Source organism: Streptomyces sp. NPDC099050, assembly GCF_044759865.1.
GTDB lineage: Bacteria > Actinomycetota > Actinomycetes > Streptomycetales > Streptomycetaceae > Streptomyces.
The window spans coordinates 21,684-46,447 of the sequence record NZ_JBIWAE010000016.1 but is presented as its reverse complement, the minus strand read 5'-3'; the positions used below and the strand labels follow the sequence as shown (position 1 = coordinate 46,447).

The following is a 24,764-nucleotide window of genomic DNA, read 5'->3' as shown; positions in this document are numbered from 1 at the left end:
CGGGGGGGGGGGGCGCCCGGGGGGGGGGGGGGGGGGGGGGGGGGGGGGGTTTTGGGGTGGGGCGGGCGGGGCCGGGGCCCCCCCCCCGGCGGGGGGGGGGGGGGGGGGGGGGGGGCGGCCCCCCCCACCACCCCCTTCGCGCATCCGGTCGGGCCGCCCCTTCCGGTCAGTCCATCCGGCGTCCCGCCACCATGCCCAGGGCGGCCAGGGCGAGGAAGCCTCCGCAGCCCAGGATCATGCCCTGCCATCCGTAGGCCTGGTACAGCGCGGCCCCCGCGAACGAGCCCACCGAGCCGCCGGCGAAACTGGCCAGCATGAACACCGTGTTGAGGCGGGCGCGGATTCCCGCCGCCAGCCGGAAGACGCGGACCTGGTTGGCGATCTGCCAGCAGCTGCCGCCGTACACCAGCAGGTTGCAGCCGACGACCAGTGCGATCAGGGACCGGTCGCCGAGCGTGCCGAGGAGCAGGAAGGCGGCGCTCACGCACGCGAAGGCCAGGTTGTTGACGTAGCGCGGCCCGTGCTGGTCGCTGAGCCGACCCGCGGAGTACGACAACAGTGCGGCCGGCAGGCTGAACAGCCCGAACAGGCCTGCCCAGGCGACCCCCAGACCGAACGGCGGGCCGGCCAGGTGGAAGGCGAGGGTCGCCCAGAACGCGCTGAAGGCGGCAAACACCGTCGCCCCCAGGTACGCCGACAGGCGCAGCTCGGGATGGGCCGCGACCAGCTTCGGCATGGAGGCGATCAAGGCGCGGTAGGGCAGCGCCGGGCTCCCCGGGGCCCGCTCGGGCAGCAGCCTGGGCAGGAACAGGACCAGGCCGCCGGTGAGCGCCGCCGCCACCAGGTAGGCGGTGCGCCAGTCGCCGCTGAGGCCCACGACCGCGCCGGAAAGGGTGCGCGAGAGCGTGGAGCCGAGCGTCAGTCCGATGCCGATCAGGCCCAGTGCGCTGCCGCTGCGGCCCGGCCCGGCCATCGATGCCGCGGTCGGCATGATCACCTGCGGCAGCACCGTCGTGGTGGACAGCGCGACCGTGGCCACCGTGAGCGTGACCAGGTCGGGGGAGAAGGCGGCGACCAGCAGCCCCGCCGTGGTCAGCAGGAGCAGCACGGTCGTGAGCCGGCGCAGCCGGGCCGTGTCCGCGAGGGGGACGACGAGGCTGATGCCGAGGGCGTAGCCGACCTGCGCCGCGGTGGCGACCAGGCCCGCCGCCGAGCCGCTGATGCCGAGGCCGGAGGCGATGGCATCGAGCAGCGGCTGCGGGAAGTAGATGTTCGAGACCGTGAGGGCGCCGGCGACCGCTAGTGCGAGCGCGGTGCCACGGCTCAGGCCCGGTGGGGGCGGCAGTACGGGTGCAGTGACGGTCATGGGCCTGGCCTCCGCGTACGGATCGGTGGATGCTGCCCCATCGATATTGCCAGCCCGGCAATCCGTGTGGCAAGCTCTTGCCAATCCCTGGAAATAGCCTGGCCCCTTCGGGTCGGGGCTGTTCCCATGAGCGCAAGGTGGAAAATCATGAGGAGCGCGCAAGTACGCCCGGTGGCGGTGCTGGTGGACGCGTACACCAGTGGCAATCACTTGCCACCAGCCTTTGCCAGGCTGGGCGTGGACGTGGTGCACGTACAGAGCACACCCGAGCTGATGACGTCGATGCGGCTGCCCGACCTGACCGCGTACCGCGCGGTGGTGCCCCACGGCACCCCCGCCGAGACCGCCGCCAGGCTCGCGGAGTTCGAGCCGATCTGCGTGATCGCGGGCCAGGAGCCGGGCGTCGAACTCGCCGACGAGCTCTCCGAACTGCTCGGCCTGCCGGGCAACGGCACCGCGCTGTCCCGCGCACGGCGCGACAAGTACGAGATGATCGAGACCCTGCGCCGCGCCGGGGTCCGCTGCGCGGACCAGCTGAAGAGCGACAGCGCCGAGGAGATCGTCGCCTGGGCCGAACGGCGCGGCGCCTACCCGGTGGTCGTCAAGCCGCTGTCGTCCGCCGCCACCGAGGGCGTCGCCGTCTGCCCGGGCCCGGTGGAGGTCCGCAAGGCCGCGGAGGCCGTGCTCGGCACCGTCAACATCTTCGGTGAGCGCAACGACGAGGTTCTCGTCCAGTCCTTCCTCGACGGCGAGGAGTACATGGTCGACTTCGTCTCGTACGGGGGACAGCGCCACGCCTGCGGGATCTGGCAGTACCGCAAGCGCCTCGACGGCACCCACCGGCTCTACGACCGCGACTCCGTCACCGAGCCGGACGCCGAGCCCGCGCCCGAGATCATCGCCTACATGCACGAGGTGCTCGACGCGCTGGGCATCCAGTACGGGCCCACGCACGCCGAGGTCATCGTCACCCCGCAGGGACCGGCCCTCGTCGAGATCGGGGCCCGCCTCTCCGGCGGGGTCCTGCCGGACTTCAACGACCTCTGCCTGGGGGGCAATCAGGCCGACATGACCGCCCTCGCCTACGCCCGCCCGCAGGAGTTCCTCGACCGGCACGCCGGCCGCACCTACCGCAAGCTGACCGAGGCGAGCCAGATCTTCACCGCCACCACCCTGGAGGGCGTCGTCGACAGCCTCGACCGGGAAGTGATCGCGGAGATCGAGGCACTGGACTCCGTCCACCTGGTCGTTCCCAAGCTCGCCCCGGGCAGCCGCATCCGCCCCACCGTCGACCTCTACACCGCCACCCTCGTGGTGTGGACCCGGCACGACTCGGTCGAGGTCCTCGAACGGGACTACGCCCGCATCCAGGAACTCGCGGAGCGCGTCTACCGCCTGCAGCCGGAATCGGAGCCGGCCGCATGAGCCCCGCGAACGACTCCCGCCCGCACCTGCTGCTCGTCGGCGGTGGCGGGGCGATGACCCTCAGCGTCGACGTCGCCGTCCAGGCACTGGAGCAGGCGAGCGCCCGCGGCCTGCACACCCACGTGACCAACCAGGCCGCCACGCTCGACGCGACACCCGAGGTCGCTGCCGCCGCCGACGGCGCCAGCGCCGTGGACTTCACCCGCGCCGGCGAGACCGCCGACTGGGCCGCGGAGCGCACGCGCTCGCACGCCAGGCCCGCCGTGGTCTTCGGCGTCCGCGAGATGGCGCAGGTGGCCGTGGCCGAGACGGCGCAGCGCCTGGGCCTGCCCGGCAACCCGCCCGAAGCGGTCCACCGCATCCGGACCAAGGACGCCTGCCGGGCCGCCCTCGCCGAGGCGGGCTTCCGCCAGCCGGCCGTACGGCTGTGCTCCGGGGCCGACGACGCACTGGCCTTCCTGGCCACGGGGGCCGGCCCCTGGGTGGTGAAACCGCGCGACGGCGCGGACAGCGCCGGCGTACGCAAGGTCACCGGGCCGGCCGACCTGGCGGCCGCGCTCGACGGGCTGCCCGACCCGCACGCGCCCTTCCTCGTCGAGGAGTTCGTCCAGGGGCCGGAGTTCAGCGTCGAGGGCGTCTTCACCGGCGGAGTGCCGCGGGTGCTCGCCGTCACCGCCAAGGAGAAGCTGGCACCTCCGCACTTCGTGGAGATCGGGCACGTGCTGCCCGCCCCCCTCCCGGCGGACACCCAGCGGGAGATCGAGGACACGGTCACGGCCGCACTGACCGCGCTGGAGCTCCGGTTCGGTCTCTTCCACGTCGAACTGTGGCTCACGGCCGACGGCATCGTGCTCGGCGAGGTGCACGCCCGGATCGGCGGCGGCTGGATCCACCGCATGCTGCCCCACGCCCGGCCCGGCCTGGAGCTCTACGGGGCCGTCTACGACGACGTGCTCGGGCGGCCCGTGGAACTGCCGGCCACCGTCCGCGCCGCAGCCACCCGCTACTTCGCCCCGCCCGTCGGCACGATCACCGCCGTCGAGGGCTGGGAGGCGGTCCGGGAACACCCGGCCGTCCTGCACGCCGAACTCCGCCTCGCACCCGGCGACACCGTCGGGGACTTCCGCAGCGGCGGGGACCGGGTGGGCGCGGTGGTCGTCGGAGCCGACACCCCGGAGGAAGCCCGCGCACTCGCCCGCCGGCTGACCGACTCCGTGCGCTTCACCGTCGAGCCGGACGTCGAGCCGGACGTCGAGCAGGCCCTCGACCCGCTCGTCGGGCAGGCCCCCGACCCGCTCGTCGCGGCTGCCCCCAACCCGCTCGTCGCGACGGCCGTGGAGCCGGCCCGGGAGGGGATCCCCGAGGTGGTCGTCACCGTCGAACCGAGGCCGCTGACCAGCTCCTTCCAGATCTCCCACATGACGATCGAGACCGTCGACATCGTCCGGCTGCGGCTCCTGTCGGGCGGCGTGACCGAGGGCGAGGGCGAGATCGCGGCCGACTTCGGATACGGCCAGGACGCCACGGTCATCGCCATCGAAGCCGGGGCACTGGCCCGCACCCTGGCGGCCGACGGCGCCACGGGCACGGACCCGGACTCCGCCCCGGCGCGGGAGGCGGACCCGGTGGAGCCGATTCGCCGCCGCCTGGCCGCTGCCGCCGCCGACGGGGTCAGCGCACCCGCGCGGATGCTCGTCGAAATGGCCTTCCTGGACCGCGCCGCCCGCCGGGCCGGCGTACCGGTGTGGCAGCTGCTCGGGCTTCCCGAACCCGGAACCGTCCAGCTGCTGCACACCGTGCCCATCGGGGAGGAGATCCCCCTCGACGGCCGGCCGCTCAAGATCAAGCTCGGCGGTCCGGACGACACGGAGGTGCTCCGCTCCCTCGCCGGAGTCGACGCCCCGCTGATCCTCGACGCCAACCGCGGCTGGGACCGGGCCGACTGGGAGCGGCTGCGGCCACTGGTGAGCGCACTCGCCCCGGCCGTCCTGGAGGACCCGGTCCGCGACACCGCGCTGCTCCCCGAGATCCGTGCGGCCCTGCCCGGCACGGCCGTCCTCCTCGACGAGGGCATCGCCACCGCCGCCGACGCCGCCCACGCGGTCCACGCGGCCGGCGGACTCAACGTCAAGCTGATGCGCTTCGGCGGACTGCTGCCCGCGCTGGACGCGCTCACCGACGCGGCCGAGCACGGCGCGGCCCGCATGCTGGGCTGCTTCCTGGAGCCGCCCCGCGCCATCGCCTACGCCGCACAGCTGGCCGGGCTGTGCGACTGGTCCGACCTGGACGGCCACTTCTGGGTCAGCGACGACCCGGCCGTGTCCTCGTACGGCCTCGACAGCAGCGTCCCGGGCATCCCCCGGATCGCATACCGGCAGGACGTACGGGCATGACGGCCGCCCGATCCCGGATCCCCTACGGCAGCTGGCCCTCCCCGGTCGGCCCCGAGGACGCCGCGCGCGGCGACGCCCTGCTCGAATGGGTCGGGTTCCTCGGCGCCGACGTCTGCTGGACGGAGGCGCTGCCCGAGGACGACGGCCGGAGCGCGCTGATGCGCCGCTCGGCGGAGGGCATCGCCGAAGTGCTGCCCCCCGGCTGGGACGTGCGCACCCGCGTGATCGAGTACGGCGGCCGGCCCTGGCTGGCCCTGTCCGACCGGGCCGAGGACGGCATCGTCTTCACGCACGGCCCGGACCAGCGCGTCTACCGCTGGCTGCCCGGCCACGACCCGGTTCCGCTCAGCCCCCGCGGCGACTGGCCCGGACAGCTGCGCTACGCCGACTTCGCCGTGCGCGGCGACGAGGTGTGGTGCCTGCGCGAGGCCGTCGGCGACGAGCAGGCCGTCCTGGCCGTCCGGCACCTGGTCGCGCTGCCGCTCGACGGTTCCGCCGCCGGCGACCCCCGGGCGGTACGCGAACTGGCGGCCACGCACCACTTCATGACCGGCCCCCGGATCGAGCCGGGCGGCGACCGGGTGGCCTGGCTCGGCTGGGAGCACCCCGACATGCCGTGGGACACCACCGACCTCATGACCGCCGGGATCCGCGCCGACGGCACCCTGGGCCCCGCCGTCCCGCTGATGGGCGGGGACGGGGAATCCGTCACCCAGACCGAGTGGGCGGCGGACGGCTCCGGGACCCTGTACGCCGTCAGCGACCCCGACGGCTGGTGGAACGTCCACGCCGTCCCCCGCGACGGCGTGCCCCGCAACCTGTGCCCGCGCCCCGAGGAGTTCGGCGAGGCGCTGTGGCGGATCGGCCTGCGCTGGTGCCTGCCCCTGCGCGACGGCCGGCTCGCCGTCGTCCACGGCGTGGGCGAGCGCAGGCTCGGGATCCTCGGGGCCGACGGCACCTTGTCGGACTTCGAGGGACCGGCGACCGAATGGCACTTCGCGGCCACGGACGGGCGCCGCGTCGCCGCCGTCGCCTCCTCGCCCGCGCAGCGCCGTACGGTGGTCCTCGCCGATCCCGCCGACGGCACCGTGGAGATCGTCCGCGCCCCGGCCGGCGGCGAGCTCGACGCCTACGCCACCCGGCCGTACCGGCGCACCTACCGGGGGCCGGAGGGCGAGGAGGTCCACGCCCACGTCCACCCGCCGCACCACCCGGCCTTCACCGGTCCCGAAGGCGAACTGCCGCCCTGGCTGGTCTTCGTGCACGGCGGCCCGACCAGCCGCAGCCACCTCGTCCTCAACCAGGAGATCGGCTTCTTCACCAGCCGCGGCATCGGCGTCCTCGACGTGCAGTACGGCGGCTCCACCGGCTACGGCCGGGCCTACCGCGAACGGCTGCGCCACACCTGGGGCCTGACCGACGTGTCCGACTGCGCCACCGCCGTCCGCGGCCTGGTGGCCGAAGGCCTCGCCGACCCCGGGCGGATCGCGATCCGCGGCGGCAGCGCCGGCGGCTGGACGGCCGTCGCCTCGCTCGTCGCCGAACCCGGCCTCTACCGGGCGGCCGGCGTCTACTACCCGGTGCTCGACCCGGTCAGCTGGCGGGCCGAGGGCGGCACGCACGACTTCGAATCCCGCTACCTGGACGGCCTCATCGGCCCCTGGCCACAGGCCGCCGACCGCTACGAGAAGCAGTCCCCGCTGTCGGGGGCCGAGACCATCAGCACCCCGTTCGTCCTGCTCCAGGGCCTCGACGACACCGTCTGCCCGCCCGCGCAGGCCGAACGACTGCTCCGGCTCGTCGACCGCACACGCGTCGCCTGCCGCTATCTGACCTTCGAGGGCGAGGGGCACGGCTTCCGTCGCGCCGACACCATCGCCGACTCCCTCCGGGCCGAACTGCGGCTCTACGGGCAAGCCCTGGGCTTCACCCCCGCGCCCTGAGGCGCGCCACCGCGCCCGCACGCGCGGCTCCCACCGCACGACCGAACAAGAGGCACACGCATGTCCGCATTCGAGCAACTCAACTTCGACCGGCTCGCGCCGGGCATCCGCAAGGAACTGCGGACCCTGCGCACCCTGGACAACCACCACGGCCCCCTGGCGATCCTCTTCGAGTACGCCCTGATCGCCGCTTCCATCGCGCTGTGCGTGGGCGTCTCCTACTGGTTCTATCCGCTGGCCCTGCTGGTCATCGGCTCGGTCCAGCGCTTCCTCGCCCACTTCCTGCACGAGTCCAGCCACAAGGTCCTCGCCAGGAACAAGGCGCTCAACCTGGCCGGCGGATCGATCTTCTCCGGCTACCTCGTATGGCATCTGTACGGCCCGTACCGCAGTTCCCACGTGGGCAACCACCACCGCAACCTGGGCGACGAGCAGAGCGACCCCGACTACACCTTCCACATCGAGTGCGGGCTCTACGACACCGAACGCTCCGACCGCCACTTCTTCCTGAAGGAGGTCGTGGCCTCCGCCCTGGGCCTGCGGACCTTCACCTACCTCGGCTACATCGCCCGCGAGCGGGTCTTCTGCGACAGCTCGCAGATCACCGTCTCGGTGCCGGTCCCGCTGCGGACCGAGCGGATCGTCTTCCTCACCCAGTGGGCCGCGATCTTCGCAGCCTGCGCCTGGTTCGGCGTCCTGCCCCAGCTGCTCCTCTTCTGGTTCGTCCCGCTGTTCACCACCAACGTCGCGATCGGCTGGCTGGCCGAGCTCTCCGAGCACTACCCGATGCCGGAGAGCGAGAACAAGCAGGTGCTCCTCACCCGCAACCGCCACGGTGTCTTCCTGGAGCGGTTCCTGATCAGCCGTCACAACGACCGCTACCACCTCGTGCACCACATGAACGCGGGCATCCCCTTCTGGAACCTCGCCCGTGCCCACCGGGTCCTCCTCGGCGACCCCGGCTACGCCGCCTGGGACGGCCTGTGGGCCGGCGCCTTCACCCGTCCCCGGTCCCGCCGTGACAAGGAGACCGTGATCAGCTACGCGGCCAAGTACCGCGTCTGGCGCCAGGCCGGCGGTGACCCCGCCGCGGCGGGCCCCAGCTTCGCCGAACTGATGATGCTCGCCGCCCGGGCCGGGGGCCCCACGGACCCCGCCCTGCTCGTCCCCGCCGGGGGCGCGCCCACCTCCCGTACCGAAGAGAAGGCCAAGGTGCTCTCGTGACCACCACCATGTCCCAGCGTGCCCTGCACGAGGCCGCGGGCAAGGGCCTGCGTATCCTGGCCGCCGACGAGCGGTGCCGCAGCGCCTTCACCACTCCCGGCTCCGTCCTCCAGGACGTCCTCTCGCCCGCCGCCCGCCGGTACGTACTGGCCGCCGGCCGGGACGAGTTCATCGGCCACCTCGAAGTGCTGCGCGCCAAGTCCTACGAGATCGCAGTCGAGTTCGTCGGCGAGGAGAACTCCGACCCGGCCGAGATCGAACGGGTCGTCGACGAGTACCTCGCCGTCCTGTCCCACGAACCGGTCCCCGGACAGGTCGGATTCGACCTCTCCAACCTGGGCCTGGCCTTCTCCCGCGAACTGGCGGAGAAGAACACCGTCCGCATCGCGGAGGCCGCCGCCGCCCGGGGCAGCGAGGTCGTGCTCAGCATGGAGCGCGCCCCGGCGGTCGACGACGTGCTCGACACCTACCGCGTGCTCGCCGCCGACCACGCCAACCTGGGCGTCACCCTCCAGGCCTATCTGCACCGCACCGAGGACGACCTCGACACGATCCCGCTCGAAGGGCGCAAGATCCGCCTCGTCAAGGGCGCCTTCAGCGAACCCTCCGAGACGGCCCTGGGCCGCGGCCCCGCCCTCGACGCCCGCTACCTGCACCTGGCCCGCCGGCTCGTGGACCGCGGGGCCCGGCTGAGCCTGGCCACCCAGGACGGCGAGGTCCTCGCCGAAGCCCGGCGCAGCGGCCTGCTCGACCGCGTCACCGAGATCGAGATGCTCCACGGAGTGCGCCCGGCGCTCCTGCGCTCGTACCGCGAGGCCGGCTACGCCTGCCGGATCTACGCCACCTACGGCGAGAACTGGTGGCTGCACCTGCTGCACCGGCTCGCCGAGCACCCGCCGATGGTGCTGACCGCCCTCGCGGACATCGCCCAGCGGCACCTGGACGGCGGACACGCCGTCGGCGCGGGCTACTGACGCCACGGCGCCGAACACCACCGCGGCACCGCACCAACGCATCACCGCATCACCGCACCAGCACCAACGCACACGAAGAAGCAGGGGAGAAGGAACAGTGGGAGACAGGATCCATCTGAACACCGCCGGTGCCGGCCTGGTACCCGCGCAGGTCCGGCGGGCCATGGCCGAGGTCCTCGACCGGGAGGCGGCCGACGGCTGCTACGAGACGGAGGAGCACTACTCCCCGGTCATCGGGGAGGAGGTGTACCAGCGACTCGCACGCGTCCTGGACGCCCCCGCCGAGGACATCGCGCTCTTCGACAGCGCCACCCGCGCCTGGTGCGCCGTGGTCCCGAAGCTGCGGCTCGGCCCCGCCGACCGGGTCTGGGTCACCCCGTACGAGTACGCCGGCAACCTCATCTCCCTGTTCAGCCTCCGCGACCGCACGGGCTGCCGCATCGAGGTCGTCCCCACCCTGCCGGGCGGCGACCTGGACCTCGCCTGGATGGCCGCCAACATCGCCGACGACGTGGCCCTCGTCTCCGTCACGCACATCCCCTCCGGCTGCGGCATCGTCAACCCCGTCGAGGAGATCGGCCGGCTGCTCGCGCCCTACCGCTGCTTCTACGCCGTCGACGCCTGCCAGTCGGTCGGTCAGCTCCCGGTCAGCGCCCGGCGCATCGGCTGCCAGCTGCTCACCGGAGCCGGCCGCAAGTTCCTGCGCGGCCCGCGCGGCACCGCCTTCGCCTACGTGGCACCGGAACTCCGGGCGGTCCTCGCCACGGACTTCCACGACCTGCACGTGGCCCGCGTCGACTCTCCCACCGGCTACCGGATCGACGATCACAGCGCCCGCTCCCTGGAGCTCGCCGAGCGCGGCACCGCCGCGACCGTCGGGTTCAACACCGCCCTCACCCTCTTCGAGGAAGGCACCCCCTTCGACCACAAGGACGTCTTCCAGGCGCTGCGCGCCACCGTCGAGGCCACACCGGGAATTGAGCTGATCGCCCCGGGGACGGACCAGTCGGGCATCGTCTCCTTCCGGCACGAGCACGTCCCCGCGGAGGTGATCCGGGCCCGGCTGGCCGAGCGGCGCATCAACGTCTGGAAGATCGTCGGCCACCACACGCCGATCTACATGGCCCAGCGGGGGATCGACACCGCCGTCCGCGCGTCCGTCCACTACTACAACACCCCCGACGAGATCGAGGTGTTCGGGCGGGCCCTGCGCGCGGCCGTCGGAGCCGGCGCATGAGCGGCCACCGCCCGGAGGTCCTGCACGCCGCCGTCGCCCGGTGGGCCGCGGAGCGCCCCGAGGCCGTCGCCGTCATCCACGGACCCCGGCGGGTGGGCTACGCGGAGCTGGACCGCACCGCCGACGCCTGGGCCGCGGCCCTGCACGACCGGGGCGTCACCGACGGCGCGCTCGTGCCCGTCCTGCTGCCCCGCGGCATCGAGCTGATCACCGCGACCCTGGCCGTGCTCAAACTCGGCGCCGCCTACGCACTCCTGGACCCCGCCTGGCCCGACCGGCGGATCCGCGAGGTCGTCGCCGAACTCGGCGCACCGCTCATCGTCACCGACACCGCCGGGGGGAACCGGGCCGGGCTGCCCGTCTGGTCCCCGCCCCCGCCCGGCGCGGACCCCCGGCCGACCGCCGGGCGGTCCCGCTATCCGGGGCCCCACGCGACCGACCCGTCCGCCCCGGCCTGCGTGTTCTTCACCTCCGGAACCACCGGCCGGCCCAAGGGCGTACTCAGCCCGCACCGCGCCACCGCCCGACTGCTGCGCCCGGGCACCTTCGCACGCTTCGGCACCGGCACGGTCCTGCCGCTGGCCGCGGCCCTGCCCTGGGACGCGTTCTCCCTCGAGCTGTGGGGCGCGCTGCTCGGCGGCGGCACCTCCCTCGTCATCGACGAGCCGTACCTGACGGGCCAGGCCATCCGCGAGGCGGTCACCGTCCACGGCGCCGACACCCTCTGGATCACCAGCAGCCTGCTCAATATGACCGTGGACGAGGACCCGGACGCCTTCCGCGGCCTCGCGCAGGTGATGACCGGAGGCGAGCGGCTCTCCGCGGCGCACGTGCGCGCCTTCCTGGCCCGCCACCCCGGCATCGCCCTCGTCAACGGCTACGGCCCGGTGGAGAGCACCGTCTTCGCCACCACGCACCGCATCACCGAGGCCGACTGCGACCTGCCCGGCGGCATCCCCGTGGGCCGGCCGGTCCCGGGGACCGCCATCCACCTCGTCGACGGGGAGATCTGCATAGCCGGCGACGGGCTCGCGCTGGGCTACCTCGGCGATCCCCGGCTCACCGAGGAGAAGTTTCCCCTGGTCCGGACGCAGGACGGCACGCAGACCCGCGTGTACCGCACCGGAGACCTCGGCCTGCTCGACGAGGACGGCGTCCTGCACTACCGGGGGCGCGTCGACCGGCAGGTGAAGATACGCGGCCACCGGATCGAGCCCGCCGAGGTCGAGCGGCAGATCGAGGAAATCCTGCCCGGCGTACGCACCTGCCGCGTGGTGGCCCGCCGTGACGCGGCGGGAACCGCCGAGGCACTGCTCGCCTTCTGCGTGCCCGGCTCACCCGGCGATCCGCTCACCGGCGCGGCGCAGACCCTCGACGCGGCGCTCGTGCCCTACCAGCGGCCCGAAGCGGTCATCACCGTCGAGGCCTTCCCGCTGACCGCGAACGGCAAGCTCGACGAGCGCGCCCTGCTGGCGCGGGCCCCCGAGCCCCGGGCGCCCGCGCGCGCACAGGCCGGACCGGCCCCGGCCGGCTGCCACCCCCTCGCGGTCCGGGCCGCCGCCGTCTTCGCCGACGTCCTCGGCCTACCGGCCGCCGCCCCCGTCGACGTCCCCTTCACCGACCTAGGCGGCAGCTCGCTGGCCGCCGGCCGGGTCTGCGCCCGACTCGCCGCCGAACTCGGCCGCCCCGTACCGGTGTCACGCCTGTACGCCCATCCCACGGCGAGGACCCTCGGGGACTGGCTGGCCACCACCCGGGCCCCCGGTCCCGCCGCGCCGGGCCAGGCGCCCGTCGGCGCCCCCGGCGTCGCTGCCGCGCCCGCCGGCGGCGACCGGTCCCGCGATGCCGCCGGCGTACCGCTCACCCCCATGCAGGCCGGCTACCTCACCCAGCACCTCCTCCACCCCGAGGACCGGTCGGCCCACTGCCTCCTCCTCTTCGAACTCGACGGCGCGCTCGACGAGGACGCCCTCGCGGCGGCGATCGAGGCCGTGCACGACCGCCACGAGACGCTGCGGACCGCGTACACCATCGACCCGCGGCCCCTGGCCCTGCCGTCGGACTTCCCCGCGCCCGTTCTGGAGGTCATGGACGGCTGCCCCGACGCGGCTGCCGCGGTGGAGCTGCTGGCCGAGGTCCTCGGGGATCCGCTGGACCTGGCCGAAGGCGAGATCTGGCGTACCGCCCTCGTCCCGCTGGAGCGCGGCGCCCCCCGGCAGGTCTTCGGCTGCGTGGTCCACCACATCGCCTTCGACGGCTGGTCGGAATCCGTCCTCGCCGCCGACCTCGCCACGGCCTACAACCTCGCCCGCCGGGGCGCCCCGGCCGGCCTGCCCCCCGCCCCGACCCTCGCCGAGGCCGCCCGGCTGCGCGCGGACCGGCTCGCCCAGACCGATCCGGCCGGCCAACGCGACTCGCTCGCCGCCGAGTTGTGCGGCGTCCCCGAACTGCGCTGGCCCGGCGCGGCAGGGCCACAGGCCCCCACCGCCGTCTCCGGAGCGCTCCGCTCGGCCCGCGTCGAGCTGCTTCTCGACGAGGACGCCGGCGCCCGTCTGGACGCGGCCGCAGACCGGTCCGGCGTCACCCGGTACGCCGTCCTCCTGGCCCTCTACGGCGGACTCCTCGCCGACCTCACCGGCAGCCGGGACTTCGCCGTGGGCGTCCCCGTGGCCCAGCGCCCCGACGCAGCACTGGAAGACGCCGTCGGCTGCCACATCGAGATGGCCTGCCTGCGCCTGCGCGGCCCGGTCCTCGACGGCGGGCCCACCGCCACCGCCGTCGCCGAGGCCGGCCGCATCCTGCACCGGGCCCTCGCGGCACAGGACGTGTCCTTCCACGACCTGGTGCGCCACCTCAACCCGCCGCGCACCGGCAGGCCCCCGCTCTTCCAGACCCTGCTCGTGCTCCAGGACAACACCCCGGCCGCACTGCGCCTGGACGGCCTGACGAGCACCCTGCTGCGCCCGCCCTACCTGGACCTGCCACTGGACGTGCACACCGAGTTCTGGCCCGAGCCCGACGGCCGGCTGCGGCTCGCCGTCAGCCACCGGACGGCCGCCGTGCCGCACACCCTCGCCCGCGAGATCCTCAAGCGACTCGCCGACCTCGTCCACACCCTGCCACTGCCCCGAGGAGAGTCCCGATGACCGTACTGGCGCCCGAGAACGTCAACCTCGTCGATCCGGAGCTGTACGCGACCGGTGACCCGTACCCCGTCTTCCGCTGGATGCGCGACCACGACCCGGTACGCCGGCACGACGCGACCGAGTACCCGGCCTTCTGGTCCGTGACCCGGTACGACGACATCCGCGCCGTCTACAACGACGCCCGCGTCTACAGCTCGGCCCAGGGCATCCTGCTGCGCCCGCAGGGCCACGGCCAGGACCCCGGTGGGGGCCGCACCCTCGCGCTGACCGACCCGCCGCGCCACAAGGCGCTCCGCTCGCTCGTCGCCGACTGGTTCACCACCCGGTCCGTGCGTGCCCTGGAGGACGCCATGCGCGACGCGGTGCGCCAGGTCGTCGCGCGCGCCGTCGAACTGGGCACCTGCGACTTCGTCACCGACGTCGCCGGACGGCTCCCGCTGTACGTCATCTGCCGGCTCATGGGCGTGCCCGCCCACGAACAGGAGATGCTCTTCGCCCTCACCACGCAGGCCTTCGGGGCGGGCGAGCCGGAGGCGCGCAGCATCGCGCACCAGGAGATCATGGCCTACTTCGTCGAGCTGATGTACCGGAGGATGGACGAACCGGCGGACGACCTGGTCAGTGCCCTCGTCAACGGCGAGGTCGACGGCGAACTCCTCACCGAGGAGGACATCCTCCTCAACTGCGACAACCTCCTGGTCGGCGGCACCGAGAACGTCCGCCTCGCGGTCGCGGGCGGCATGCGGACCTTCCTGGAACGGCCCGCCGACTGGGAGCGCCTGCGCGAAGACCGCGGCCTGATGCCGACGGCGATCGAGGAGGTGCTGCGCTGGACCTCGACGGCCACCCACATCATGCGCACGGTCACCGAACCGGTGGTGCTGCGCGACCGCGTGCTGGAGGCGGGCGACAGGGTCGTCCTGTGGACGCCGTCCGCCAACCGGGACGAGCGCCACTTCGAGAACCCGGATGTCTTCGACCTCACCCGTCGCCCCAACCGCCACCTCGCGCTGGGCGCCGGCGAGCACTTCTGCCTGGGCGCGATGATGACCCGGACCGAGATGCGGATCCTGTTCTCGGAATTGCTCGATTCCACCCGCTCCATCGAACAGACCGGCCCCGCCGTCCCCTTGCGGTCGATCGTCGTCAACGGGCTGGAGAGCCTCCCGGTGCGGATCACGCCGGCATGAACCTCCTCATCCTCCAGACCCTGACCCCGCCCGCTCCCGGATCCGCTCCCGGATCCGCTTCCGAACCCGCCCGCCCGCCCCGTCCGTCCCACCCGGGCCTGCGCCCCCTCCTGGTCCGCCGCCTCCGGGCGGTCATCTCCAGGGCAGGGCGCCGACGGTCCGCCGTGGTGCAGTTCCCGATGACCGTGGGTGCGTCCCGTTCCAGCCGCGGTGCCGGTAGCTGACGTGGGCGACGAGGACGTCGTCGTACCGGTGGCGGTACGACGGCAGCCGGTCGGTGTTCCCCCGTCAGTGCTCCCTGCCGGCGCTCCCCGGTCAGTACTCCGCCGCGAGGGCGAGCTGCCGCTCGCGGTCCTGTCTGAGCAGCCGCGGGATGGCCCCGCTCGGTGCCACGCCCAACTCCGCGGAGAGCAGCTCCTGGTAGCCGCGGTAGCGGCGGTGCGCGTCGGCCACCTCGCCGGCGAACAGGCACGACTGCACGGCGATCCGCCGGGGCCCCTCCCGCAGCGGGTCGGCCTGGGTCGCGGCGTCGGCCAGTTCGAGCACCGCGGCGTGCTGCCGGTGCTGGAGGAACTTCTCGGCGAGGCGCTCCAGCGTCTGGACGCGCTGGACCCTCCACTTCTCCTGGAACGGCACGAGCCAGTCGTCGTCCCAGTCGTTCAGCAGCGGGTGGCGCAGTACGCTCCACGCCTGCGGCAGCCGGTCCCCGACCGCCCCGCCTGCCCCGACCGCTCCGCCCGCCCCGACCGCTCCGGACACCGCCGCGATCAGCCTGGCCGCCGCCCGGTAGTCCACCTCGACGTGATCGACGAGGGTGACGGTGGTGTGCGAGGCCCTCAACAGGCACCCGGCCGTGGCCTGATTTAGCCGCCACAGGGTCTGTCTCAACCGGGCGCCCGCCCGGTCGGGCGGGGCGTCGGGCCACAGCCGGGCGGCCAGGTCGACGCGCCTGAGCGGACGGTCGCCGAGCACCAGGGCCGCGACGAGCCGTTGCTGGATGTCGCTGAGATCGGTGATCCGTTGGTCGGTGCGGCAGACGAAGCCTGGCACCAGCGATATGTGCACGATGCCTAAGCCGGTGGGATTCATCGCACCTCTCGGGTCGTCCGACGGGCCGCCGGCCGCCGGGTGGGCGCTCCATTGATCCCGATTTCCACGTTCGCTTCACATGAGCTTCACAATGGCTGTGGTCTGAGCGTGAGGCACGCTCTGGAGATCGTCAACACCCGTGCGCGGCGCGTTCCGGCCGTCCTGGCCCCGCCGCAAGACGCCCCGCCCGCGCTGCGTATGTCCCCTTCGCCGCTCCCGCACAACCCACATTCGTGGGGTTGTTTCACGGGTCCGCCGCGCGCAGTCTCGGTTGCGTCCCCGATCGAACGAGACAGCGAAAGGTGGAAGCATGTCCTTCAACGCCCTGGAGTCCCTGCGTGCGGCCGGCGTCATCGGCGGCACGATGGCGCCCGCCCTCGAAGAGTTCTACGCCAGTCTGACCCCCGAGGAGACCAAGGTCCTCATCTCGACGAAGACCCGCCTCGCGGCGATCCTGCCCGACGTGGTGGCGCACTCCCAGGACTGGACCTCCCCGGAGGCCACGAAGGAGGGCTTCGACGCCGCGATGCTGTGTGCCTGCGGCCTCTGGTCGGGATCGGGCCAGGCCGAGAACTGACCGTTCCACAGGCGGGGTCCGGCGGCCGTTCGCGTCGGGCCGCGCCTGTGCCAGTCCAGAGAGGAGGCGGGATGCGCGGAAAACTGGTTCGGAACCTGTCGTTGTTCGAGGTGCCCAACGACCTGACGTACTTCGTGCACGGCGAGGACCACCTCGTGGTCAACCCGGAGGTGGCCGCCCGGTGCGTCCTCTCCGGACGTGAGTTTCGGGTCCTCGAAACCCTGGCGGCCGCCCGGGCCCGCGGGGAGCAGCCGGGGCTGGAGCAGAACGACGAGACGGAACGCGTCCTCGCCAAGCTCATCCTGAACTGGATCGTGTACTTCAACGGCAACAAGCCCAAGGTCAGGCTGGGCGAACCGCCCCTGGGCGTCGCGTACTACGCCATCACCGACGGCTGCAACCTGCGCTGTCCCTACTGCTACGCCTCCTCGGAGAAGTGCCTTCCGGGCGAGCTCGACACCGCCGAGTCCCTGGACCTGGTCTCGCAGATCGCCGACTTCGGCGCCGGGACCATCATCTTCACCGGCGGCGAGCCGATGCTCCGCAAGGACCTGTTCCAGGTCGTCGAGCACGCCAAGAACAGCGGCCTGAAGGTCAACGTCATCACCAACGCGACGATGATCCGGACCGAGGAGAAGGCCAAGCGGTTCGCCGAGCTCTTCGACGCCGTCACCGTGAGCCTTGACGGAGGCACGGCCGAGACCCACGACCGCACCCGCGGCAAGGGCGCGTTCGCCAAGACCCACCGGGCGATCCAGCTCCTCAACGCGGCCGGGGTGGCGCCGGCCATCAACCACATCGTCACCTCGGACAACATCCACGAGCTGGAGGACTTCGCCTCCTTCCTCGACGGGATCGAGATCCACAGCGTCCGCCTGATGAACCACAACGACCTGGGCCGGGGTGCGGACGACGCCTACGACTTCGGGTGGCAGGACCACCTGGACGTGCAGCAGCTCGTCTGGACCTCGCCGGTCGCCGGCAAGCTCAAGCCGGACGGCCCGAGGCCGGTCACCGCGTGCTCGGTCAAGGGCAACTGCGGCATGGGCGGGCACGAGATCTACGTCAACTCCCTCGGCGACGTCTACCCGTGCAAACTCGTCACGGGCAAGGGGGAGTTCGCCGGAAACATCAGGAAGCAGCGGCTGTCGGAGATCTTCGCCAGTCCGGTCCTGACCTCGATGCGCCGGAGCACCGTGTACGGCGGGGAGTTCCACGCCGACTGCGAGAAGTGCTACATCAAGGCGAACTGCGGCGGCGGCTGCCGCGCCGCGCACATGTCGGAGTCCGGTGACCTGCGGCGCAACAGCCGCCACCTGTGCCGGATCCTGCGGCACGGAGTCACCACGCAGCTGTGGCAGGAGACCGGGGTGACCCGCGCCGAACTCGCCCTCGACGGACCCGAGATGACCGTCCCGCGGCTGGTCTCCACGGGCGAGGTGCACGAGGCCCACGAGCAGTGGAAGACCTACGTCCGCCCGCCGGCGGCCGTGCCCGCGATCAAGGTGGGCGAACTGATTCCGATCATGCCGGTGAACAGGAGGCTGGGAGATGTCCCTGCACATCAGTGACGCGGTGATCTGGCAGGAGACCGGGGACGGCATCTCGCTCTACCACAGCGAGTCCGGCGACTTCCGCACCCTGAACGCGACGGCCGCCCAGATCTGGGCGCTCGTGGAGAGCGACGGGGACCGGGAGACGGTCATCACGAACCTGTCCCTGCTGTTCGCGGGGCACAACCCGGTGATGACGGCCCGCATCCGCGCGGAAGTGGACGCCTTCATCAGCTCCATGATCGAAGCCGACCTCATCGAGGAGACGGACGCCGGAACTCCGGCCACGCGGAGCGAGCCGGCCGCACGGTCATGACCAGGGCCGTCGTCCTCGGCGGAGGCTTCGCGGGGGTGCTGGTGGCCAAGGTGCTCGCCCGGCACGCCGACGAGGTCACCGTCGTGGAGGGCGGCCGCTACCCGGACGGGCCGGGGGTCCGGCCGGAGCTGCCGCAGGCGTTCCACAGCCACGTCCTGGTGACCGCCGGCGCCGAGGCCCTCGACACGCTGCTCCCCGGAACGCTGGAGGCGCTCCTCGCCCGGGGAGCGCACCGCCGGGGCCTGCCGGACGGCGCACTGATCCTGAGCGCGGACGGCTGGTTCCGCCGCCACGAGACCGGGGCCTTCATGGTCTCGTGCAGCCGCTGGCTGATGGATCACGTCATCCGGCAGCGGGCCCTGGCCGACGGGGCGGTCACCGTACGGGAGCGCACCCGGGTCCTGGGACTCGCGGGGGACGCGTCCCGCGTCACCGGTGTCCTGATCGCGCACGAGGACGGCTCCCGCGAGACGCTCGGCGCCGACCTCGTGGTGGACGCGACGGGCCGGCGTTCGCGGGCCGGACGCTGGCTGACCGCGATCGGCGGACCCGGAGTCGAGGAGGAGGTGCTCGACCCGGGCCTGGCGTACTCCACCCGGATCTACCGGGCGCCCCGCGCCCTCGCCGCGGGCCTCCCGGCGGTCATGGTGCACCCGCGGCCGGAACGCGGCCGCCCCGGGTACGGAGCCACGCTGTTCCCCATCGAGGACGGCCGGTGGATCTTCACGCTGACCGGCACGCGCGAGGCCAGGCCGCCGTCGGACGAGCCGGGATTCACGGACTGTGCGCGCTCGCTGCGCTCGCCCCTCGCGGCGGAGCTGCTGGCCGCGGCCGAACCCCTGGGCGGCGTACGGCCGTTCCGTGCCACCGCGAACCGGCGGAGGTTCTTCGAGCGGCTGCCCCTGCCCGAGGGGTTCCTGGTCGTCGGCGACGCGCTGACGGCGGTGAACCCCGTCTACTCGCACGGGATGTCCGTCGCGCTGCTCGGCGCGGTGCGGCTGGACCGGGAGCTGGCCGAGCGCGGCGCCCGGCCCGGCGCGCTGCCCGCGATCCAGGCCGCGATGGCCGAAGTGGCCTCCGAGTCCTGGCGGATGGCGACCGAACAGGACCGGGCGCGGGCCGTCGCGGAGGCCGTCGCGGAGGCCGCCGGGGCGGGTGCCGGGGCAGGCCCCGAGGTGGGCCCCGCGTCGGCGCCCCTGTCCGCCGCCCGGCAGCAGATGCGGGCCAAGGTGTCCCGAGCGGTGCTCGGCAGCCCGGTGCTGATGACCCGGCTGTTCCGCGCCCAGACACTGGTCCCAGCCCAGATGCGGGTCCCTGCCCCGACGCCGGTCCCAGCCCAGACGCCGGTCCCTTCCGGGCCGGCCCTCCCGGCACCCTCCTCCGGCCGCCCCGCGGCCCCGCCGCTCGACACCGACGAGGCGGTCGCGCAGTTCCCCGAACTCCGCGACTGGTGGTTCTCGGCGCGCGGCGTCCAACCACCCGTCCCGGGAAGGGCACCGTGACCACGCGAGCCGTACCGCTGATCCCGCACTCCGTCCTGTTCGGCAACCCGTCGTACCTCGTGCCCGAGATCTCCCCGGACGGGACCCGGCTCGTCTACCTGGCCCCGGACGACGGCGTGCTGAACGTGTGGACGGCGCCCGTGGACCGGCCCGAGGAGGCGAGGCCCGTCACGCACGACCGGGGCCGCGGCATCCGCACGTACGGCCTGTGCCACGACGACCGCACCCTCTTCTACCTGCGCGACCGCAACGGCGACGAGAGCTGGCGGGTCCACCTCGTGGACCTGGTCACCGGCCGGGAGCGCTGCGCCACCCCCTTCGACGGTGTCCAGGCGCGGGTGCTGGCGCACAACCGGTGGCACCCGACGACCCTGCTGATCGGGCTGAACAAGGACCGGCCCGCGCTGCACGACGTCTACGCCCTGGACCTGCTGACGGACCGGCTCACCAAGGTCGCGGAGAACCCCGGGTACCTGAGCTGGATCGTGGACACCGATCTGCGGGTGCGCGGCGGCACGGTGATGAAGCCTGACGGCGGCCTGTCCGTGTTCCTCGACCCGCCGGAGGGTTCGGGTGCTCCGGGCGGCCCGGACGGTGCCCCGCCCTGGCTCGACGTGCCGTACGAGGACGCCATGGGGACGCGCGTCCTCGGCTTCTCGCGCGACGGCGCCACCTGCCACCTCCTGTCCTCCATCGGGGCCAACTCCGGCCGCCTGTTCGCCGTGGACCTCGCGTCCGGACGCCGGACGCTGCTCGCGCAGGACCCGGTGTACGACGTCAAGCAGGTCGAGTTCGACCCGGTGACCCGCAGCCCGCAAGCGGCGCTGTTCGCGAAGGACCGCGACGAATGGGTCTTCCTCGACGAGGAGTTCGGCAAGGACATCGGCCGGATCCGCGGCGAGCTCGCCCTCCTGTCGGTCGACGGCGAGGTCTACGTGGACCGCACCGACCGCGGCGACCGGCTGTGGACCGTCTCGGTGGTGACCGGAGCCGGGCCCGTCCTCTACTACGTCTACGACCGGCCGGCCGGGACGCTGCGCTACCTCTTCAGCCACCAGCGGGAGCTGGAGGCGTACACCCTGGCCCGGATGGAGCCCTTCGCGTTCTCCGCGCGCGACGGGGTCACCGTCCACGGCTACGTCACCTGGCCGCCCGGCGCCGAACGCAGGGGCCTGCCCGCGGTGGTGAACGTGCACGGCGGGCCCTGGTCCCGCCACACCTTCGCGTTCGACGAGGAAGCGCAGCTCCTGGCCAACCGCGGCTACGCCTGCGTCCAGGTCAACTTCCGCGGTTCGACGGGCTACGGCAAGCAGTTCCGCAACCTGGGCGCCAAGCAGTGGGGCGCCGCGATGCAGACCGACCTGCTCGACGCGGTCGCGCACCTCGTCGCGGACGGGGGGATCGACCCCGCCCGGATCGCGATCATGGGCTGTTCGTACGGGGGTTACGCCGCGCTGGTCGGCGCGGCGTTCACCCCCGAGGTGTTCACCTGTGCGATCGACCTCTGCGGTCCGTCGAACCTGCTGACGCTGCTCGCGGCCGGGGCGCCCTACCGCACCGCACTGCGCTCGTTCATGCACGCCCAGGTGGGGGACCCGGAGACGGAGCGCGCCATGCTGTGGGAACGCTCTCCGCTGTCCCGGGTCGACGACATCCGCATCCCGCTCCTGATCGTCCAGGGCGCCAACGACGTGCGCGTGCCACGGGCGGAGGCCGAGCAGATCGTCGCGGCGCTGGAGGCCAAGCAACTCCCTTACGAGTACTTGCTGTTCCCCGACGAGGGGCACGGGCTGTCCCGGCCCGCCAACCGGCAGGCCTACTACGCGGCCGTGGAGCGGTTCCTCGCGGAACACCTGGGCTGATCACGTGTCAGGCCAGGGCCGCCCGGACCAGGTTCGGCAGGTGCAGGCGGGTCTCCGCCTCCCCGTGCGCGGCCCGGACGAACCCGCCGCCCGTCAGCGTGCCCAGGCCGTCGACCACCTGGTTCATCGGCCGGCGCAGCGCTTCGGCGGCCTCGCACACCGTCAACGCCGTGTCGAACTCGGCCAGTTCGCCGAGGAGCTTGCGAGGTCCGGGGTCCAGTCGCTCGACCCCCGACCGGATCGGGCAGCCGATCGTCCCGGGAGCGCCGACCGGCCGGGCGGCCGAGGGCAGTTCGAGCAGCTCGGCCGCCGGCATGTCCGCCAGCCGGCGCAGGCTCAGTACCCCGCACCCCGCGGCCGCCGCCTCCAGCGCGGCCGGCAGACCGTCCAGGGTCCGGCACAGCCGTACCGCGGCCATCGCGTCCGCCAGGTCCAGTACGAAACCCGGCCGGACCTCCGAGAGCCGGTCCACGAGCAGCCGCACCGACGGTACGGCGGTGAGGACGTCCAGGCACCCCGGCCCCACCCCCGCCCCCTCGCCGTCCGGCCCGGGGACGGCCAGCGGCGCGAGCACCGTCCCCTGGACGCCCGCCACGTTCCACGGCGCCCGCGAGGTACTGACCACCCGGATGCCCGGGCAGTAGGCCAGCAGCTCCTCCACGCCGACGGGGTCCCGCGCGTCCGCGACCCCGTCGAGCACGAGCAGCAGCTCGTGCCGGCCGATCAGCCGGCAGACCGCGGACACGTCCTGCGCACCCGATTCGACGAGCAGGCGCAAGGACCGCAGCAAGGGGCCGAAGGCGGTGCCGGGGCCGGCGGGGGCCACCGTTCCCGACCCGATCCACAGCACCGGCCAGCCGCGCCGGGAGCTCAGCCGGGCCGCCGTCTCCGCCGCCACCCGCGACTTTCCCACGCCGGCGAGCCCCGAGATCGAGATCATCCGGCGGTGATCCGACTCCAGGGCGCCCACCATCGCCCGGACCTCGACGTCCCGTCCGAGGAGGGCGTTGACGGACCGGGGCACCGCCGGGCAGGGCTCGGCCCCGACCGGAGCCGGCCCCCCGCCGCCCAGGCCCGCGGTGACGAAGAGCTCCCGCGCCAGGCCTTCCAGCCCCAGGGCGTCGGCGAGCAGCCGGACGGTCTGCATCCGCGCGTTCACCCGGCCCGACTCCAGGGCGCGGATCGTGCGCGGGCTGATCGTCGACAGGTCGGCGAGCGTCCGCTGGGTGAGCCCGGCCTGGACGCGCTTGAAGCGGAGCAGTTCGGGAAACGACGGAGCCTCGGCCTCGGCACTGTGGACCATAGGCCAGGAGGGTAGGAGGGGCCCGTTCCGTCCGCGTCTCCGCCGCGTCGCCGATACGTCTGCGCTCCGTCTCCCTCGGCCGTCAGACCACCTTCGAACCGGGGTGCGAACCCCGGTCCAGCAGGTCCAGCGAGATGCTCAGCAGGGAGACGGCCAAGGGGTCGGACGCGTCCATGACCGCGTGCCGGGACAGCCGGGCCACCAGCTCTCCCATGTGCGGCGCCCCGCCCGCGGCCTGCTCGCTGCGCCGCAGCAGCGCGAGGCTCAGGGCGGCCTGCGCGGCCAGCAGACCCAGCAGTTCGATGTCGTCGAGCTCCCGGCCGGGAGCGTGCTCGTCGTGGACGTGGCGGTCCAGCACCTCGATCACGCCGATGCACTCCCCGTCCGCGATGAGCGGGGCGGCCATGATGCTCGCGGGAACGTACCCGGTGGAGGCCGCCGCGTCGCGGGCGAACCGGTCCGTCGCGCCCACGTCGTCCGTGATCAGCGGCTGTCCGCTGGCCGCCACCCAGCCGGCGATGCCGGTGCCGGGCTCGAAGCGCCGGCCGACCAGGCCCTGTTCGCCCTCGCCCGCCACCGCCGCGAAGATCAGCTCACCGGTGTCGGGGCTCACCATGAAGACCGAGGACGCGGCCGCCCCGTAGATGTACCGGGCCACCGTGACGACAGACTGCAGGAGCTGACGTTCGGTGGCCATCAGATCGTGTGGCCAGGGTTTCATTCTCCCTCTCCTTCTCCGTGGACGTTCGCTGCGCAGTGGTACAGGACGCTCTTGAGCTGGAACGGCGTGAGCCACGGATGCTTGCTCAGGACGAGGGCCGCGATCCCGGCCATGTGTGGCGCCGCGAAGCTGTTGCCGGTGTTGCGGACCGTGCCGCCGCCGAGGCTCGCCACCGGCACCCGCACCCCCCGGGCCCGGAACTCGACCGGGGGAGCGGCGTTGTAGTAGAAGCGCATGCCGTCCGGCTCGGCGTGGCTGGCGACGGAGATCACCGAGGCGAAGTTCCAGGGGAAGCTCTCGATGGGCAGGTTGTGCGCCGCCGCCACCACCGCGGTCCGCCGGAAGTAGGCGCGGTCGCACAACTCGGCCAGCCGGTCGCGGAATTCGACCCGGGTCGTCGACAGGCTCATGCTGATGACGTCGAACCCCTCCTCGATCGCGAAGGCCAGCCCGGCGATCAGCGCGGAGGCGCTGCCGGCCCTCCCGTCCCCGAGCACCTTGAGCGAGCTGAGCGACGCCCGGGGCGCGAGGGAGCGGATGATCCCCGCGCAGGCGGTCCCGTGCCCGGCGCTGTCCTGCGGCTCGCACTCCTCCACGCGCGGAGCCCGGCCCTCGGCGCTCACCACCTGCCAGGCCCGCTCGACCGCGCCGACCAGCGGATGCCCCGCCTGGACACCGCTGTCGAGCACGCAGACCCGTACGCCCTCTCCGTTCGCGCCCTCCCAAGCCCAGCGCGGACCGATCCCCGCGAACAGGGCCTTCGGCAGGGGATCGCCGGGGTCCCCGCCGGCCGGCATGCTCCACGCGGGCATCCCCGACGCGTGCGGCCGCCGCTCGCGCCGCCAGGGCGCGCCGTTCACCGGGGACATCCGAGGATCGGGTACAGCGCGCGCTGTGCGTTGCGAGAACCAAGCGCGTACATCGTGCCGATCGAGAACCAAGA

Annotated in this window: 18 protein-coding genes; 13 read left to right on the top strand and 5 right to left on the bottom strand. The window is 73.3% G+C overall.

The window, feature by feature from the left end; genetic code table 11:
- Window positions 1-166: 166 nt before the first annotated feature.
- Entirely contained in the window at window positions 167-1,366 is a 1,200-nt protein-coding gene (locus ACIQV3_RS25335; protein ID WP_403715419.1) for an MFS transporter, read from the bottom strand.
- Window positions 1,367-1,513: 147 nt separating this feature from the next.
- Here ACIQV3_RS25335 and ACIQV3_RS25330 point away from each other — a divergent pair, with 147 nt between their 5' ends.
- The 8 genes from ACIQV3_RS25330 to ACIQV3_RS25295 all read left to right on the top strand — a co-directional run bounded on the left by ACIQV3_RS25330 (window position 1,514) and on the right by ACIQV3_RS25295 (window position 14,898).
- Complete coding sequence (locus ACIQV3_RS25330) at window positions 1,514-2,791, top strand: ATP-grasp domain-containing protein (RefSeq protein WP_403715417.1); 1,278 nt, start codon at window positions 1,514-1,516, stop codon at window positions 2,789-2,791.
- Window positions 2,788-5,184 (top strand): ATP-grasp domain-containing protein, encoded by a 2,397-nt coding sequence (locus ACIQV3_RS25325; RefSeq protein ID WP_403715416.1) that lies wholly within the window; start codon window positions 2,788-2,790, stop codon window positions 5,182-5,184. Before ACIQV3_RS25330 ends, ACIQV3_RS25325 begins: the two co-directional genes overlap by 4 nt.
- Window positions 5,181-7,127 carry a prolyl oligopeptidase family serine peptidase gene (locus tag ACIQV3_RS25320; RefSeq protein WP_403715413.1) on the top strand — a complete coding sequence of 649 codons (1,947 nt, stop codon included), beginning with the start codon at window positions 5,181-5,183 and terminating at the stop codon, window positions 7,125-7,127. Before ACIQV3_RS25325 ends, ACIQV3_RS25320 begins: the two co-directional genes overlap by 4 nt.
- A 60-nt stretch (window positions 7,128-7,187) precedes the next feature.
- Window positions 7,188-8,351, top strand: coding sequence for a fatty acid desaturase (locus tag ACIQV3_RS25315; RefSeq protein ID WP_403715411.1), 1,164 nt, complete (start codon window positions 7,188-7,190; stop codon window positions 8,349-8,351).
- Window positions 8,348-9,325 carry a proline dehydrogenase family protein gene (locus tag ACIQV3_RS25310; RefSeq protein WP_403715409.1) on the top strand — a complete coding sequence of 326 codons (978 nt, stop codon included), beginning with the start codon at window positions 8,348-8,350 and terminating at the stop codon, window positions 9,323-9,325. The genes ACIQV3_RS25315 and ACIQV3_RS25310 overlap by 4 nt, the downstream gene beginning before the upstream one ends.
- A gap of 97 nt (window positions 9,326-9,422) precedes the next feature.
- Window positions 9,423-10,562, top strand: coding sequence for an aminotransferase class V-fold PLP-dependent enzyme (locus tag ACIQV3_RS25305; protein WP_403715407.1), 1,140 nt, complete (start codon window positions 9,423-9,425; stop codon window positions 10,560-10,562).
- Window positions 10,559-13,708, top strand: a complete 3,150-nt coding sequence (locus ACIQV3_RS25300; protein WP_403715405.1) for an AMP-binding protein — start codon at window positions 10,559-10,561, stop codon at window positions 13,706-13,708. The genes ACIQV3_RS25305 and ACIQV3_RS25300 overlap by 4 nt, the downstream gene beginning before the upstream one ends.
- Window positions 13,705-14,898 carry a cytochrome P450 gene (locus tag ACIQV3_RS25295; RefSeq protein WP_403715403.1) on the top strand — a complete coding sequence of 398 codons (1,194 nt, stop codon included), beginning with the start codon at window positions 13,705-13,707 and terminating at the stop codon, window positions 14,896-14,898. The genes ACIQV3_RS25300 and ACIQV3_RS25295 overlap by 4 nt, the downstream gene beginning before the upstream one ends.
- A 315-nt stretch (window positions 14,899-15,213) precedes the next feature.
- On the opposite strand, the gene ACIQV3_RS25290 is transcribed toward ACIQV3_RS25295, so the two are convergent.
- Window positions 15,214-15,987: a BTAD domain-containing putative transcriptional regulator gene (locus ACIQV3_RS25290; RefSeq protein ID WP_403715402.1), complete on the bottom strand. Its 774-nt coding sequence runs from the start codon at window positions 15,985-15,987 to the stop codon at window positions 15,214-15,216.
- 310 nt (window positions 15,988-16,297) lie between these two features.
- On the opposite strand from ACIQV3_RS25290, the gene ACIQV3_RS25285 reads away from it, so the two are divergent.
- The 5 genes from ACIQV3_RS25285 to ACIQV3_RS25265 all read left to right on the top strand — a co-directional run bounded on the left by ACIQV3_RS25285 (window position 16,298) and on the right by ACIQV3_RS25265 (window position 21,797).
- Entirely contained in the window at window positions 16,298-16,564 is a 267-nt protein-coding gene (locus ACIQV3_RS25285; RefSeq protein ID WP_266884495.1) for a StsA-related sactipeptide RiPP, read from the top strand.
- 71 nt (window positions 16,565-16,635) lie between these two features.
- On the top strand, window positions 16,636-18,135 hold the full coding sequence (gene stsB, locus ACIQV3_RS25280; RefSeq protein ID WP_403715399.1) for a StsB family radical SAM/SPASM domain sactipeptide maturase: 1,500 nt from the start codon (window positions 16,636-16,638) through the stop codon (window positions 18,133-18,135).
- The gene (locus tag ACIQV3_RS25275) at window positions 18,116-18,433 is read left to right on the top strand and encodes a PqqD family protein (RefSeq protein ID WP_403715397.1); all 318 of its coding nucleotides are present in this window, start codon (window positions 18,116-18,118) and stop codon (window positions 18,431-18,433) included. The genes stsB and ACIQV3_RS25275 overlap by 20 nt, the downstream gene beginning before the upstream one ends.
- Window positions 18,430-19,935: an NAD(P)/FAD-dependent oxidoreductase gene (locus tag ACIQV3_RS25270; RefSeq protein ID WP_403715393.1), complete on the top strand. Its 1,506-nt coding sequence runs from the start codon at window positions 18,430-18,432 to the stop codon at window positions 19,933-19,935. The genes ACIQV3_RS25275 and ACIQV3_RS25270 overlap by 4 nt, the downstream gene beginning before the upstream one ends.
- Window positions 19,932-21,797: a S9 family peptidase gene (locus ACIQV3_RS25265; RefSeq protein WP_403715391.1), complete on the top strand. Its 1,866-nt coding sequence runs from the start codon at window positions 19,932-19,934 to the stop codon at window positions 21,795-21,797. Before ACIQV3_RS25270 ends, ACIQV3_RS25265 begins: the two co-directional genes overlap by 4 nt.
- A gap of 7 nt (window positions 21,798-21,804) precedes the next feature.
- Here the strand turns inward: ACIQV3_RS25265 and ACIQV3_RS25260 are convergent, their stop codons facing one another.
- The 3 genes from ACIQV3_RS25260 to ACIQV3_RS25250 form a co-directional block, all read right to left on the bottom strand.
- Entirely contained in the window at window positions 21,805-23,100 is a 1,296-nt protein-coding gene (locus tag ACIQV3_RS25260) for a helix-turn-helix domain-containing protein (protein WP_403715389.1), read from the bottom strand.
- Window positions 23,101-23,182: 82 nt separating this feature from the next.
- Window positions 23,183-23,821: a GAF domain-containing protein gene (locus tag ACIQV3_RS25255; protein ID WP_403715386.1), complete on the bottom strand. Its 639-nt coding sequence runs from the start codon at window positions 23,819-23,821 to the stop codon at window positions 23,183-23,185.
- Window positions 23,818-24,690 (bottom strand): S8 family serine peptidase, encoded by an 873-nt coding sequence (locus ACIQV3_RS25250; protein WP_403715384.1) that lies wholly within the window; start codon window positions 24,688-24,690, stop codon window positions 23,818-23,820. Before ACIQV3_RS25250 ends, ACIQV3_RS25255 begins: the two co-directional genes overlap by 4 nt.
- Window positions 24,691-24,764: the final 74 nt, after the last annotated feature.